Source organism: Streptomyces sp. NRRL B-1347, assembly GCF_000720325.1.
Classification (GTDB): Bacteria; Actinomycetota; Actinomycetes; order Streptomycetales; family Streptomycetaceae; genus Streptomyces.
Genome location: NZ_JOJM01000001.1, coordinates 19,765 through 33,993 on the forward strand (window position 1 = coordinate 19,765; position 14,229 = coordinate 33,993).

General features: G+C 70.9%; 14 protein-coding genes. 9 read left to right on the plus strand and 5 right to left on the minus strand.

Annotated elements, in window-relative coordinates; translation table 11 throughout:
• Window positions 1-48: 48 nt before the first annotated feature.
• Window positions 49-882 carry a TIM barrel protein gene (locus IG74_RS0100085; RefSeq protein ID WP_030667361.1) on the minus strand — a complete coding sequence of 278 codons (834 nt, stop codon included), beginning with the start codon at window positions 880-882 and terminating at the stop codon, window positions 49-51.
• Window positions 883-1,042: 160 nt separating this feature from the next.
• On the opposite strand from IG74_RS0100085, the gene IG74_RS0100090 reads away from it, so the two are divergent.
• The 8 genes from IG74_RS0100090 (at window position 1,043) to IG74_RS0100125 (ending at window position 8,265) form a co-directional block, all read left to right on the plus strand.
• Window positions 1,043-1,303 carry a thiamine-binding protein gene (locus IG74_RS0100090; RefSeq protein ID WP_078868467.1) on the plus strand — a complete coding sequence of 87 codons (261 nt, stop codon included), beginning with the start codon at window positions 1,043-1,045 and terminating at the stop codon, window positions 1,301-1,303.
• A complete protein-coding gene (locus tag IG74_RS0100095; RefSeq protein ID WP_030667374.1) occupies window positions 1,300-1,662 on the plus strand; it encodes a helix-turn-helix domain-containing protein in 363 nt (120 codons plus the stop codon). The genes IG74_RS0100090 and IG74_RS0100095 overlap by 4 nt, the downstream gene beginning before the upstream one ends.
• Window positions 1,663-1,786: 124 nt before the next feature.
• Entirely contained in the window at window positions 1,787-2,344 is a 558-nt protein-coding gene (uraD, locus tag IG74_RS0100100; RefSeq protein WP_107058831.1) for a 2-oxo-4-hydroxy-4-carboxy-5-ureidoimidazoline decarboxylase, read from the plus strand.
• Window positions 2,345-2,350: 6 nt separating this feature from the next.
• Complete coding sequence (gene uraH, locus IG74_RS0100105; protein WP_030667381.1) at window positions 2,351-2,758, plus strand: hydroxyisourate hydrolase; 408 nt, start codon at window positions 2,351-2,353, stop codon at window positions 2,756-2,758.
• A 3-nt stretch (window positions 2,759-2,761) separates the two neighbouring features.
• Window positions 2,762-3,733, plus strand: a complete 972-nt coding sequence (gene pucL / locus IG74_RS0100110) for a factor-independent urate hydroxylase (protein WP_030667383.1) — start codon at window positions 2,762-2,764, stop codon at window positions 3,731-3,733.
• A 64-nt stretch (window positions 3,734-3,797) separates the two neighbouring features.
• On the plus strand, window positions 3,798-5,195 hold the full coding sequence (locus IG74_RS0100115) for a nucleobase:cation symporter-2 family protein (RefSeq protein WP_030667385.1): 1,398 nt from the start codon (window positions 3,798-3,800) through the stop codon (window positions 5,193-5,195).
• A 48-nt stretch (window positions 5,196-5,243) separates the two neighbouring features.
• A complete protein-coding gene (locus IG74_RS0100120) occupies window positions 5,244-6,632 on the plus strand; it encodes an 8-oxoguanine deaminase (RefSeq protein WP_030667386.1) in 1,389 nt (462 codons plus the stop codon).
• A 202-nt stretch (window positions 6,633-6,834) separates the two neighbouring features.
• A complete protein-coding gene (locus IG74_RS0100125; protein WP_030667388.1) occupies window positions 6,835-8,265 on the plus strand; it encodes a nucleobase:cation symporter-2 family protein in 1,431 nt (476 codons plus the stop codon).
• A 34-nt stretch (window positions 8,266-8,299) separates the two neighbouring features.
• On the opposite strand, the gene IG74_RS0100130 is transcribed toward IG74_RS0100125, so the two are convergent.
• Both IG74_RS0100130 and IG74_RS0100135 read right to left on the minus strand, forming a co-directional pair.
• Window positions 8,300-9,169, minus strand: a complete 870-nt coding sequence (locus IG74_RS0100130) for an alpha/beta hydrolase (protein WP_030667391.1) — start codon at window positions 9,167-9,169, stop codon at window positions 8,300-8,302.
• 157 nt (window positions 9,170-9,326) lie between these two features.
• The gene (locus tag IG74_RS0100135; protein WP_030667394.1) at window positions 9,327-10,190 is read right to left on the minus strand and encodes a chitosanase; all 864 of its coding nucleotides are present in this window, start codon (window positions 10,188-10,190) and stop codon (window positions 9,327-9,329) included.
• Window positions 10,191-10,609: 419 nt separating this feature from the next.
• On the opposite strand from IG74_RS0100135, the gene IG74_RS0100140 reads away from it, so the two are divergent.
• Entirely contained in the window at window positions 10,610-11,254 is a 645-nt protein-coding gene (locus IG74_RS0100140; RefSeq protein ID WP_030667397.1) for a DUF4360 domain-containing protein, read from the plus strand.
• A gap of 102 nt (window positions 11,255-11,356) precedes the next feature.
• Here the strand turns inward: IG74_RS0100140 and IG74_RS0100145 are convergent, their stop codons facing one another.
• Both IG74_RS0100145 and IG74_RS0100150 read right to left on the minus strand, forming a co-directional pair.
• Window positions 11,357-13,576: an alpha-N-acetylglucosaminidase gene (locus IG74_RS0100145; protein ID WP_030667400.1), complete on the minus strand. Its 2,220-nt coding sequence runs from the start codon at window positions 13,574-13,576 to the stop codon at window positions 11,357-11,359.
• A gap of 145 nt (window positions 13,577-13,721) precedes the next feature.
• Entirely contained in the window at window positions 13,722-14,012 is a 291-nt protein-coding gene (locus IG74_RS0100150; RefSeq protein ID WP_158857365.1) for a hypothetical protein, read from the minus strand.
• Between the last annotated feature and the right edge of the window lie 217 nt (window positions 14,013-14,229).

Below are 14,229 nucleotides of genomic sequence, written 5' to 3' on the forward strand. Positions count from 1 at the left end.
AGGGGGACCTCTCTGCTTGCGTCGGTACGTGGTGAGGTGGGCCGGGCGTCAGCCGCGGGCCCCGGCGGGGAGCCAGTCGAAGGACTCGTGGCTCGGGCGGTCGCCGGGCTTGTACTCCAGGCCGATCCAGCCCTCGTACCCGGCCTTCCGCAGCTGGTCGAGCAGGTCTTCCAGGGGCAGCGACCCGGAGCCGGGGGCGCCGCGCCCGGGGTTGTCGGCGATCTGCACGTGCGCGGTCCTGTCGGCGTACGCGGCGATCGCCTGCGGCAGGTCCTCCCCGTTCATGGAGAGGTGGTACAGGTCCATCAGGAACTTGGCGTTGCCGAGCCCGGTGGCCTCGTTGACCTTGTCCACGATCTTGACGGCCTTGGGGGCGCTGACGATCGGGCAGCGCGGCGACTCGGGGGCGTTCAGCGCCTCGATCAGCAGGACCGCGCCCACGCGGTGGGCGGCGCGGGCGGCAAGGGCCAGGTTCTCCAGGGCGAGTTCGTCCTGGGCGGCCGGGTCCACGCCGTCGACGCGGTTGCCGTACAGGGCGTTGAGTGCCGTGCAGCCCAGGGACTGGGCGAAGTCCGCGGCGACGTCCACGTTCGCGCGGAACTTCTCGCTCTCCTCGCCGGGGATCGACAGGGCGCCCCGGTCGGGCCCCGGCAGCTGCCCGGCGTAGAAGTTCAGGCCCACCAGCCGGACGCCCGCGTCCTCGATCGCCTGCTTCAGGGCGTCCAGCTCGGACCGCTCGGGGGTGGGGGTCTCGACCCAGGGCCACCACAGCTCGACGGCCTTGAACCCCGCCGCGGCGGCGGCCGCGGGGCGCTCCAGGAGCGGGAGCTCGGTGAAGAGGATCGACAGGTTCACATCGAAGCGCTGCTCGGAGAATCCCATGGGGCTTCCGCGCTCCTTCCGTAGTGCCGTGGCCGTGACGCCGTCGGGCAGATTTCGTATTGCGGAAGTTCGTTTCTGCTTGATGGAAGACTGCCTCCGTTTCGCGGAAGCTGTCAAGAGGGGCTGCCGCAGATTCCGGAGTCCGAAGTAGGTTGAGGCCGTGCGATTGAGAGTGGAGTTCACGACCGAGCCCTTCGATCTGGACGAGGCGCCCCCGCACGCGGTGGTCGCCCGTGAGGTGGTGCAGGGAGCCGGCCTCGACGCCGTGGACGTCGGCCCGTTCGGCAACACCGCGGAGGGCGACGCGGACGCCGTGCTCGCGGCCGTCGACGCGATGCTGCGCAAGACCCTGGGCGCGGGCGCCACCCGCGTCTCCCTCCAGGTGAACGTCATCGGCGGCGCCGGGGAGGGCGAGGGATGACCGGCTTCGCGGACGACCCCTTCGCCCTCGCGGTGAAGCCGCTGGTGGACGCCATGGGCGGGCGGATCCTGCCGCCCGGCGACGCGGGCGAGGACGATGTCGTGCTCGCCTGGGAGGGCCGGGACGTGCTCGCCGTGCGGCTGCCGCAGCTCGCCGACTCCCTGGACCACATCCTGCTCGCCCTGGAGCGCAAGCACGGCAAGCCCCTCGCGGAGCTCGACCGCAAGACCAAGCAGGAGGTCGTGCGGATGCTGGAGGCGCGTGGCGCCTTCGCTGTGCGCCACGGCGTGGAAACGGTCGCCACGGCGATCGGCGTGAGCAGATTTACGGTCTACAACTACCTGAACCGCTCCACCTGAAGCCCCAGCTCACAAGCGAATCCTCGGCAGTGACACCTGGCCGCCGTCCGTTCATCGGGCGGCGGTCGTTGTTTCCCGAAGTTTTCAACAAAGTGTTGACGTCGACTTTCGGACGGCGTTAGCTATGCGCAGCCCGTCCAGCACAAAGGCCCCGGAGGCCCCCGTGACTTCGAGCACCAAGACGCCGGGCCTGGCCCGGTTCAACGCCCTCGACGAGGCCGCGGCCCGCACCGCGCTCCACGAGGCCTGCGCCTCGACCGTCTGGGGCGACACGATCCTGGCCCGGCGCCCCTTCGCCACCGCCGACGCCCTGTACGCCGCGAGCGACGCCGCCACGGCCGAGCTGACCGCGGCCGACCTGGCCGAGGCGATGGCGGGGCACCCGCCGATCGGCCGCCCGAAGCCGGGCGACCCGACCTCGTCCCGCGAGCAGCGGGGCATGGCCGGGGCCTCCGCGGAGCTCAAGGCCGAGATGCTCGAACTCAACCTGGCCTACCAGGACAAGTTCGGCCACGTCTTCCTCATCTGCGCCACCGGCAGGACGGGGGAGCAGATGCGGGACGCGGTCAAGGACCGGATCGGCAACACGCCCGAGCGCGAACGCGAGATCGTCCGCGCCGAACTGGGCAAGATCAACCGGATCCGCCTTGCCCGACTCGTCGACGTCGTTGAAGAGGACTGACGCAGCATGAGCACAAGCACCACGGCCTCGGTGTCCACGCACGTCCTGGACACCTCGGTCGGCCGCCCCGCCGCGGCGGTCGCCGTCCGGCTCTCGGCCCGCAGCGGGTGGACGGCCGACTGGCAGGCGCTCGGCGGTTCGCGGACCGACGCGGACGGGCGCTGCAAGGACCTCCCGGCCCTTCCGGAAGGCACCACCCACGTGCGCCTCGACTTCGCCGTCGAGCCGTACTTCCTGAGCAAGCAAGCCAAGCAAGCCGAGGCGCAGCAGGACGCCCCCGCGAATCGGGACAGCGGTGCGGACAGCACGTTCTTCCCAGAAGTAGTGATCACGTTCGCCGTCAACCCCGGCGAGCACTACCACGTACCGCTGCTGCTCAACCCGTTCGGCTACTCCGTATATCGAGGGAGCTAGCAGATGGTCGACTCTTCCCGCCACGCCCGCCCTGTGATCCTGGGACAGAACCAGTACGGCAAGGCCGAGAACCGAGTCGTAAAGATCACGCGGGACGGCGACACCCACCACATCAAGGACCTGAACGTCTCCGTCGCCCTCTCCGGCGACCTGGACGACGTCCACTACAACGGCTCGAACGCCAACTGCCTGCCGACGGACACCACGAAGAACACCTGCTTCGCCTTCGCCAAGGAACACGGCATCGAGTCCGCCGAGAGCTACGGCATCCACCTCGCCCGGCACTTCGTGGAAAGCCAGCCCTCCATCCACCGGGCGCGCATCCGCATCGAGGAGTACTCCTGGGAGCGCATCGCCGCCTCGGACGGCAACTCGCAGTTCATCGGCGCCGACGAGGTCAAGCACTCCTTCGTGCGCAAGGGCCAGGAGACCCGCCTCGCCCAGATCACCTACTCCGCCGAAGGCGACGGGGAGGCGCGCTTCGAGGTGCTCAGCGGTCTGAAGGACCTGACCGTCATGAACACCACGAACTCGGAGTTCTGGGGCTACATCAAGGACAAGTACACGACGCTCAAGGAGGACTACGACCGCATCCTCGCCACGTCCCTCTCGACGTGGTGGCGGCACAACTGGACCGGTGACGAGCAGCGCGCGCCGAGCTGGAACAAGTCCTACGAGCAGGCGAAGAAGCACATCCTGCACGCCTTCGTGGAGACGTACTCCCTGTCGCTCCAGCAGACGCTGTACCAAATGGGCTCGCGGGTCCTCAACAACCGCAGCGAGATCGACGAGATCCGCTTCTCCGCGCCCAACAAGCACCACTTCCGCCAGGACCTCTCCTTCTGCGGCCTCGACAACGACGCCAAGGACGGCGCGGTCTACTACGCCGCGGACCGTCCCTACGGCCTCATCGAGGCCACCATCCTGCGCGACGGTGCCGAGGCCAAGATCCCGGTCGACATGACCAACCTCTGACGCGGGACGCGCGCCCCGCCCGCCCGCAGGGGCGGGGCGCGCCACACCGGAGGGAACGACAGCTATGGCACAGCCTGCCGAAGGGCCGACCGACGGCCCGTGTTCCACCCCGCCGGACGCATGCCACCCGGTGGATGAGAAGCTCCATGTCTCGCGGCTCGTCCCCGCCGCTCTCCAGCACATCGCCGCCATGTACGCGGGTGTCGTCACCCCTCCGCTCATCATCGGCCAGGCCGTCGGCCTCGACACCGCCGCCCAGACCCGGCTGATCGCGGCCAGCCTGCTCATCGCGGGACTCGCCACGCTCCTGCAGACGCTCGGCGTCAGGAACGCCGTCGGCAACCGCCTTCCGTTCGTCAACGCCGCCTCCTCCGCGGGCATCGCGCCGATGCTCGCCATCGCCGAGAACAGCGCCACCGGCCACCAACTCCCCGCGATCTACGGCGCGGTGATGGTCGCCGGACTCTTCTGCCTCGTCGTCGGACCGTTCTTCGGACGGCTCCTGCGGTTCTTCCCGCCGCTGGTCACCGGCGTCGTCATCACGCTCATCGGCGTCACGCTCATGCCCGTGCCCGTCGGCTGGGCCCAGGGCGGCGACAAGGAGGCCGCCGACTTCGGCGACATGCGCTACCTCGCGCTCGCCGCGTTCACGCTCGTCGTGATCCTGCTCTTCCAGCGGTTCGCACGCGGCTTCTTCAAGCAAGTGGCCCTGCTCATGGGCCTGTTGATCGGCACGCTCGCGGCGATCCCGTTCGGGCTCGCCGACTTCTCCCCGCTGGAGTCCGCGCCGGTCGCGGCCCTGCCCACGCCCTTCGCCTCCGGCGCGCCCGAGTTCAAGGCGGCCGCGATCCTCTCGCTGTGCATCGTGATGCTCGTCCTGATGACCGAGTCCAGCGCGGGCATGCTCGCGCTCGGCGAGATCTGCGAGCGCAGGACGGACGGCGCCACCATCACCCGCGGCCTGCGCACCGACGGCATCGCGACCCTCGTGGGCCCCGTCTTCGGTGGCTTCCCGACCTCGGCCTTCGCGCAGAACGTCGGCGTGGTCTCGCTGACCCGGGTGCGCAGCCGGTACGTCGTCGCCGTCGCGGGCGGCGCCCTGATCGTGCTCGGCGCCTTCCCCGTGCTCGGCGCGGTCGTCAGCCTCGTACCGATGCCGGTGCTCGGCGGCGCGGGCATCGTGCTCTTCGGCTCCATCGCGGTCAGCGGCATCCGCACGCTCTCCGAGGCGGGCCTCGACGACAGCTCCAACATCGTCCTGGTCGCCGTGGCGCTCGGCGCGGGCATCATCCCGCTCGCCGCACCCACCTTCTACGCCGACTTCCCGGCCTGGGCGCAGACCGTGCTCGGCTCCGGCATCAGCGCGGGCGCGCTCGTCGCCGTCTCGCTGAACCTGTTCTTCCACCATCTCGGCACCCGTGACGGCGCGCGCAGCGACGTCGCGGCACTCAAATCTCCCTAGGGTCATGCCGTGCCCGATTCCTCGCCACCCATCCGAGAAGGACGCACCATGGCACCTTCGGCAGCCCCGCAGCGCACCGTCATCGAGAACGTCGCGATCGCAACCGTCGACGCGGAGGACACCGAGTACGCCTCCGGGCACCTCGTCGTCGCCGGGAACCGGATCGAGTCCGTCGGCGCCGGACCGGCCCCGCGGGGCCTGGAGAACGTCGTGCGCCGCGTCGACGGCACCGGCCACCTCGCGACGCCCGGCCTCGTCAACACGCACCACCACTTCTACCAGTGGATCACCCGCGGTCTCGCCACCGACCACAACCTCTTCGACTGGCTGGTCGCGCTGTACCCGACCTGGGCGCGCATCGACGAGGACATGGTCCGCGCCGCCGCCCGCGGCTCCCTCGGCATGATGGCCCGGGGCGGCGTCACCACCGCCATGGACCACCACTACGTGTACCCGAAGGGCTCCGGCGACCTGTCCGGCGCCGTCATCGGGGCGGCCCGTGAGACGGGCGTGCGCTTCACCCTCGCCCGCGGCTCGATGGACCGCAGCGAGAAGGACGGCGGCCTGCCGCCGGACTTCGCCGTGGAGAGCCTGGAGGGCGCGCTCGCGGCCACCGAGGAGACCGTCCGGGTGCACCACGACGCGTCCTTCGACGCCATGACGCAGGTCGCCGTCGCGCCCTGCTCGCCGTTCTCCGTCTCCACCGAGCTCATGCGCCAGGGCGCCGAGCTGGCCCGCCGCCTGGGTGTGCGACTGCACACGCACGGCAGCGAGACGGTCGAGGAGGAGAAGTTCTGCCACGAGCTGTTCGGCATGGGCCCGACCGACTACTTCGAGTCCACGGGCTGGCTGGGCGACGACGTGTGGATGGCGCACTGCGTCCACATGAACGACTCCGACATCGCCGCCTTCGCCAGGACCGGCACCGGCGTCGCGCACTGCCCGTCGTCCAACGCCCGGCTCGCGGCGGGCATCGCCCGCGTCCCCGACATGCTCGCCGCCGGGGTGCCGGTCGGGCTCGGCGTGGACGGCACCGCGTCCAACGAGTCCGGCGAACTCCACACCGAGCTGCGCAACGCGCTGCTCATCAACCGTCTGGGCGCCCACAAGGAAGCCGCCCTGAACGCCCGTCAGGCCCTGCGTCTCGGCACCTACGGAGGCGCCCAGGTCCTCGGCCGCGCGAGCCAGATCGGCTCCCTCGAAGCGGGCAAGCTCGCCGACCTGGTCCTGTGGAAGATCGACGGCATCGGACACTCCTCGATCGCCGACCCGGTCACCGCGATCGTCTTCGGCGCCGCCGCGCCGGTGACCCTCTCCCTCGTGAACGGCGAGCCGGTGGTCGAGCACGGCCGCCTGCTGAAGGTCGACGAGGACGCCGTCGCCCGCGCCGCGCGGGACGAGGCACAGCGACTCGCGCGCATCGCCGCGGAGCGCTGACCGCGCGGGCGACCGCAGATGTCCGGCTGAGGGGGACGGCCCTCAGCCGGCGCCCGTGGACCCGAGCGGGGTCCGCGGTCACTGTGGCCGGGGGCGCGCACGCCGTGCGCGCCCCCGGACCCTCACCTCCCACCTGCTCCACTGCACCACCTCCCTGACACCCGCGTCACGCGGTGACGTGTAACCGACCGGAGGGTCCGCCGTGGCCAAGCCAAGCTCCCGCAAGGACGCAGCGACTGCCGCTGCGCAGCACCCTGTTGACGAGCGCCTCCCGGCGCTCAAGATGGCCACCACCGGCCTCCAGCACGTCGCCGCGATGTACGCGGGCGTCGTGGCGCCGCCCCTGATCGTCGGCGCGGCGGTGGGCCTGTCCGCCACCGAACTGACCTTCCTCACCGGGGCCTGTCTGTTCACCGCGGGCCTGGCCACGTTCCTGCAGACCCTCGGCGTCTGGAACATCGGCGCCCGCCTGCCGTTCGTCAACGGCGTCACCTTCGCGGGCGTCGCGCCGATGCTCGCGGTCGTGGACTCCACCAAGGACAAGGACGACGCGCTGCCCGTCATCTTCGGCGCGGTGATCGTCGCCGGGATACTCGGCTTCGTCGCGGCCCCGTTCTTCTCCAAGGCGGTCCGCTTCTTCCCGCCCGTGGTCACGGGTACGGTCATCACCCTCATCGGCATCTCCCTGATGCCGGTGGCCTTCGGCTGGGCCCAGGGGCCGAACCCCGCGGCCGACGACTACGGCTCGCGGAAGTTCCTGGCCCTCGCGGGCATCACGCTGGTCATCGTGCTGCTGCTGCGCCGGTTCACCCGCGGCTTCGTGAAGCAGATCGCGGTCCTGCTCGGCCTGGTCGTCGGCACCCTGGTGGCGATCCCGTTCGGCGTGACGGACTTTGACCCGGTCACGCAGGCGGACGTGGTCGGCTTCCCGACGCCGTTCCACTTCGGAGCCCCGCAGTTCACGGCGGCGGCCATCCTCTCCCTGTGCGTCGTCATGGTCGTCTCCATGACGGAGTCCACGGCCGACATGCTCGCGCTCGGCGAGATCGTCGACCGCCCCGCCGACGAGAAGACCATCGCCGCGGGCCTGCGCGCCGACACCCTCGGCTCGGCGGTCAGCCCGCTGTTCAACGGCTTCATGTGCAGCGCCTTCGCGCAGAACATCGGCCTCGTGGCGATGACGAAGATCCGCAGCCGCTACGTCGTGGCGACCGGCGGCGGCTTCCTCGTCCTGATGGGCCTGTGCCCGATGGCGGCCTCGCTGATCGCGGTCGTGCCCCGGCCCGTGCTCGGCGGCGCGGGCGTCGTCCTCTTCGGCTCGGTCGCCGCCAGCGGCATCCAGACCCTCGTCAAGGCGGGCCTCGACAAGGACAACAACGTCCTGATCGTCGCGGTGTCCCTCGCCGTCGGTCTGATCCCGATCTCGGCGCCGGAGTTCTACCACGCGTTCCCGGAGACCGCGCGGATCATCCTGGACTCCGGCATCTCCACGGGCTGCGTCGCCGCGGTGGTCCTCAACCTAGTCTTCAACCACATCGGCAGCGGCAGCGAGGACGACGAGGTCACCGCCCCGATGGAACCGGGCGAGGAGATCTCCAGCTCACGGCTCCCCAAGCAGGCACCCGCCCACTGACGGTCCGTTGAGGTCCCGGGCGCGCTTCGGGACCTCAACGCCCCAGTGCGGCGAGGGCGTCCGTGACCGGCCCGGGGTCGAGCGGTCCGACGTGGGAGGCCGCCGCGAAGTTCCGGACGCGGAAGGCGTTGCCGGGCGTCCGTGCGTCCGCCCGCGCGATCATCAGGTCCTGGAGTGCAGGGGTGACCAGCCGGTCCCTGCCGAAGCGCAGATACGTCCGCGGGACCCGGCCCCAGGACGGGACCTCGCCGACGGCGCGGTCGGTGGCCACCCGGTCCGACTCGTCGGGCTGGAGCCCGGCGAGCACGCGCCGGAAGTCGGCGTCGGGGTAGTCCGCGCAGACCATCTCCTTGAACAGGGCGAGGTCCTCGGCGTCGCCGGTACGCAGGTTGAGCCGGATCACCCCCAGCTCCTTCGGGTCGCCGATGACCTGCCGGTCGGGCACGATCGCGTCGGCCGCCTCGGGCGTGGCCATGCAGTCGGCGATGCTGGGGAAGTCGGGGCCCGGGCAGTACGCCGCCATGTACACCAGGTGTGCGAGGAGGTGGGGCACGGCGTTCGCCACGCGGTTGACGGAGACGCCGCCCATGCTGTGCCCGACGAGCACCACCTTGCCGTCGCGCGCGCCGCGGGCCGCCCGGCGCACCACGCCGGTGACCCGCCGCTCGAAGTCGTCGAGTCCCAGCCGCCCGAGCGGCGTCGGCTCGGTCGCGAGCGCCGCCAGGTCCTGGCTCTGATAGGAGGCGGGAAGGTACGCCTCCGCTCCGTGGTAGGGCTGGTCCACCGCGACGACGCGGTGCCCGCGCAGGGTCAGCTCCCGCGCGATCGGCGCCCAGAAGGCCCCCGCGCTGTTGGTGCCGTGCACCAGGACGTAGGTCTGCTCGGTCACGGTCGCTTCAGTCATGGTCGCGAACGTAGGCAGTCCGGACGTGTGGCTACAAGGGGGCATCGGGTCAGGTGTGGCGCGGGGTGCGCACGGCCCCCCACGGGCCGTGCGCACCCCGCGCTCAGGTGCTCAGCCGCTCAGGTGCTCAGCGGTTCAGCGATCAGTGGTCAGTGGTTCAGCGGGAGATGTGGAACGACTGGCCGTAGACCTTCCAGTCCAGCGGCGGGTTGAGGTTCAGGTTCTTCTTGTTGAGGAAGACGCGCTGGGCGGTGTCGACGCGGCTGGTGTTGTCGTGGGCCGGCTCCTGCTTCATGGCCCAGACCCGGGCGTCGAGGAAGGCGTGCAGGTACTTCACCTCGTCGCCGCCCTGCGCCGGGGGCTTGGCGCTGCGCAGGGCGCGCTTGCGGATGTTGCTGAAGCTGGTGCTGTCGCCGCCGTCGCCGTGCATGACGATCGCGTCGTAGTACGCGAACTGCCCCAGGACGCCGATGCCGTCGGCCTTGCCCTGCTTGACGGCCGGGTTGAAGTAGACGCGGTCGCGCTCGTCGTTCTGGGCCTGCTGGAAGGCCGGGTCCTTGGCGGCCTTCTCCCAGTCCTTGGTGTAGTTCGGGTCGAGGCCCGCGTGCGAGTCGGAGCCGTTCACGCGGCGCAGCGCGGGCAGGTACTTCTCCAGGACGTTGCCCGGCTTGCGCTTGGCGTACAGCTCGACGAGGTCGAGCATGTCGCCGGTGCCGGAACAGAAGCCGATGATCCCCGCGGTGTAGCCGCGCTTGTCACCGATGTCCTCGATGTACTTGTACTGCGCCTTCCAGTCGAGCGAGGAGTTCTCCGCGCTCGACACCAGCTTCATCGCGATCTCCTTCTTCGCCGGATCGTCCAGGCCCACCGCGGCGGCGCTCGCCGGGGCCGCGGCGCGGGGCGCGGGCGCGGCGCCCGCGGACTGGGTGACGATCAGGGGCCCCGCTATCAGGGCGGCGCCTATCAGGCCGACGACGGCGCGCCGGGTGCTGGTGCGGTGGGGGGTGGGGTGGGAGTGCAACGGAACCTCCAGAGGGGGGAGTTCTTGGTGCCGTGTGCGGGTCTCGCTTTGTTAGGAAGGTTTCCTACCAGAAATCGGAGATGACGTATACCCGTCAAGCACGGTCGGGATCGCGGTCCGGTTCGCGGCACAGGAGTCACAGCGGTTCCCCGACGCGGCACGCCGCCGCGTCCCAGCGGGCCCAGGAGCGCGCTCGTACATGGCCGGTCATCGCCCTAGTCGCTGCTCACGCTGGTCCGTACGATCCCAGCACCCTCAGCCTCCGCTCATCGCACGCCGACCGGTCGCCGACCCGTGAGCGGACCCGTGCGATGGCTGAGTCAGTTCCTCCCAGCACACGCTCCATCCCCCACCTCGCGGCGGTACGCCCTGCGTGCGTACCGCCGCGGGCCGAAGCACTCGATGGGAGAACCACGAACATGTCCGCTGCACTGCTCGCGGGTGGCGCCCTCGCCACCCTGCTCGCCGCGGGTCTGCCCGCTCACGACCCGACCGAGTTCAGTGACCCGCCGCCCGACAAGATCGTGATCGAGGTCGCGACCGTGAACGGTTCGGGTTGCCCCAGAGGCACGGCAGCCGTCGCCGTCTCCGAGGACAACACCGCGTTCACCGTCACCTACAGCGACTACCTCGCCCAGGCGGGCGGCAACTCCGCCCCCACGGCGTTCCGCAAGAACTGCCAGCTCAGCCTGATCGTGCACGTCCCGCAGGGCTTCACCTACGCGATCGCGAGCGCCGACTACCGCGGCTTCGCCTCGCTGGAGCGGGGCGCCAAGGGCACCGAGAAGGCCTCGTACTACTTCCAGGGCTCGCCGGACACGGGCGCCAAGTCCCACTCGTTCTCCGGCCCGGTCGCCGACAACTGGCAGGCCACCGACGAGACCGAGGTCACCCAGCTGGTCTGGGCGCCCTGCGGCAAGAAGCGCAACTTCAACATCAATACCGAGCTGCGCGTGGACATCGGCACCTCGGACCGCACCAAGACCAGCTTCATGACGATGGACTCCACCGACGGGGCCATCAGCACGATCTACCGGGTGAAGTGGAAGGAGTGCCCGCGCTGACCCAGCTCGCTAGAGGGGCTGACTGACCAGATAGTTCCTGGTGAGGGGGTCGCGCCTCCGGCAGGGCGGAGCCCGCCCGGAGGCGCGACGACGGGCCCCGCGTCAGCGGGACCCGTCGAGAGCGTCACGCACCTTCTTCGCGATCGCGTACGTGTCTCCGGTGGGAGTCACGGCAAGGCGCCCCGGCTCGCGGATCCACCGGTCCTCCAGGGCGAACCAGTCCGCCCGGTCGAGGGTCCGCGGCTCGCGGCCCTCGTCGAGCGCGGCGCGCAGCTCGTCGAAGTACGTCGTCCAGCGCAGCCGGTACAGGCCCGAGACCAGGCCCGCCCACTCACGGTTGGCGTAGTCCTTCAGGCCCGCGTCCGCCCCGGCACGGGGACCCCACACGGTCACCAACGACAGCTGGTCGTAGGCGAGTTGCTCGCGCTCGCGGCCGTCGGCGCCCCAGGCGCGGGCGTCCGCGACCCACCGCCCGAGCAGCTGGCCGGCGTCGGTCGCGGCCAGGCGGTCGAGCAGGTCGAGCAGGCGCAGCCAGGTGCGGGTGTGCCGTTCGAAGAGGGCGGTGTCCCGCGCGTCGTACGCCGCCTCGATCCGGGGCAGCAGCACCCGGCTCCGGTTCGACAGGGCCTGCCGGGCCACGTCGAGCAGATCGCGCCGGTACGCCGCTGAGCCGCGCAAGTCCCGCCGTACCAGCAGGAGTTCGTCGAGTGCGGGCTCGAAGTCGGCCGCCGGATAACGGAGCTTCTTCGGCGACCAGGAGGCGGCGGAGCGCGCCGTGAGGGCGGGGCGGGCACCGAACAGGCCGTCGGCGCCCTCGGCCCACGAGTCGGCGCGGGTGGTCCCGTAGCAGGTGCGGCGCAGCACGTCCCAGGCGCGCTCGGCATGCGCGTCGGTGTCGCCGTACCGGCTGGTGGCCCACTGCGCGAACCACTCCTTGAGGTTCAAGTCACCTTGTCGCCAGGCGAGTTCGGAGAACAGCTCGAAGGCGGCCGGGTTGTTGTCGGCGGCCTCCGGCAGCAGTGCGATGCCGCGCAGGGCGCTGCCGTCCCTGGTGCGCCAGCGTTCGTAGAGTGCGGCCCAGTCGGGTGTGTTCGCGCCGAGCACGGTGTGTCCGCCGAAGTTCCAGATCGAGCCGAAGGCGTACGGCGTGCCGCCCCAGTCGGCCTCGCGGTCGGTGACGTGCGGGAAGCGGTCGGACAGGCCGTCGACGACGAGCATGCGGTCCTTGTCGACGGCGTCCGTGAGGGCCTTCGGCGGGTTGTGCTGCCAGCCGAGGATCACCCACAGGGCCTTCGGGCGCGCGGTCCGCAGCGCCCGCTCGACGGCCCGGGCGGCCTCGCCCACCGGCACGTCGCCGGGTTTCCCGCCCTCGTGCAGCAGGTCCATCTTGTACATCGTGGACGGTCCGAGCAGCTCGCCTTGGACGCGGTAGTGGGCGGCGGCGACCCGGGCGAATGCGTCGGTGCGCGGATCCAGCCAGTCGGGGCGCGCGAAACCCACCCAGTCGCCCTGCGGTACGGTCCGCGCGCCCGGGTTCCGCTCGGCGAAGCCGGGCGGGACGGTGCCGAAGTACCCCGGGAACACGGGTGTCATGCCGAGCGCGCGCAGCCGGTCCGCGATGCGCCGCCCGAGGCGGGCGCGCCGCTCCAGGAGCTGCCGCGACACCGGGTGCGGGAAGGCCGCCATGTTCTGCAGCAGCCACCACGGCTGGTGCGCGGGCCCCGGCACCCAGGCCCGCAGCTCCTCGTCCCCGTAGCCGAACTCCTGGAACACCCGGTGGTGGACGGCGTCGGCGCCCGCGCACACCAGGACCTCGTTGTAGCCGTGCAGGGCGAGCACGTCGATCTCGCGCTCCCAGTAGGACCAGTCGTGGTACGCGTTCGTGTAGCCGTCGTTGGTGTCGTTGAGGGCGAACCGGTGCGGGGTGTTGGCCCGACCGGTGACCGGCGCGCCGGGCGCGGGCAGCAGCTTCGGCAGGGCGAGCTGGTGGCCCGCCCAGGTGATGTTGGCGTGGCAGACCTGCTTCAGGTAGTGGTACAGGCCCTTGAGCTGGACGGCCGGGGTCGGCCCCGCCACGGTGACGCGGCCGCGCGTCCCGGTCACGCGGTAGGTGTCCGGGTCCCCGGACACCACGAAGTCGATCTGTTCCCCGTGCCGGGGCAGAAGCCGCCGGGCGGCGGCCGCGGCGCTCCCCGGATCCCCGGACGGCCCCCCGCCCACCCGCGCCGCCCCGTCGGCGGCGCGCCCCCCGGAACAGGCCACGACGGTCCCGGCCGATCCGACGAGACCGGTCAGCAGGGCGCGGCGGGGCAACTGGGACATGAGGACTCCCGGACTCGGCAGACGGTTCGACCCCCGAGCTGACTCTTGCCCCGCGGGCCCCCACTCCCTAACCAACCGTCAGACGATCGACCCCGCGCCGCAACGGCCCTGCCCCTGCCTTCGGACCCAATGGGCGACGTCACGCCTATGAGCCATCTGCGCCAGCGTGGAACAGCTTCTGCTGGCGCCTTCTTTCCAGGTAGCAGGAGCCGGTGAAGACCGCGCCCATGAGGATGCCGCCCAGGAGGGGGGTCAGGATGCTGTGGGCGACTCCATTCCCCGCGTCCAGGGACGTGAGGGAGAAGATCGCCAACATGACCACCCCCGCGAGCGTCCCGATGAGCACGGGATGCCTTGCGGAGAATTGCTGGCTTCGGGTGGGCGGACGGCTGCAGCGTCTTTCGAAGCGCCAGTAGGCATTGGTGAAGCGAGCCATCCGGCTCCTCGGGTTCGGAGGTCCCATCCGGTCGTCATCCCCTCAGTCGGGGAGGTTCCGGTCAGACCTCCACCGGTTGGCCGCAGGGCCGGGCTTCCCCGCGAAGCTACCAGTCGTCGCCCCTGCCGCGGCTGTCAGGTCGTCGGTGATTGTCCGGGCCGCGCCCAGGTCCAGAGCAGGGCAGTCATCGGAGCACCGTACGAAACATGGCGCGATT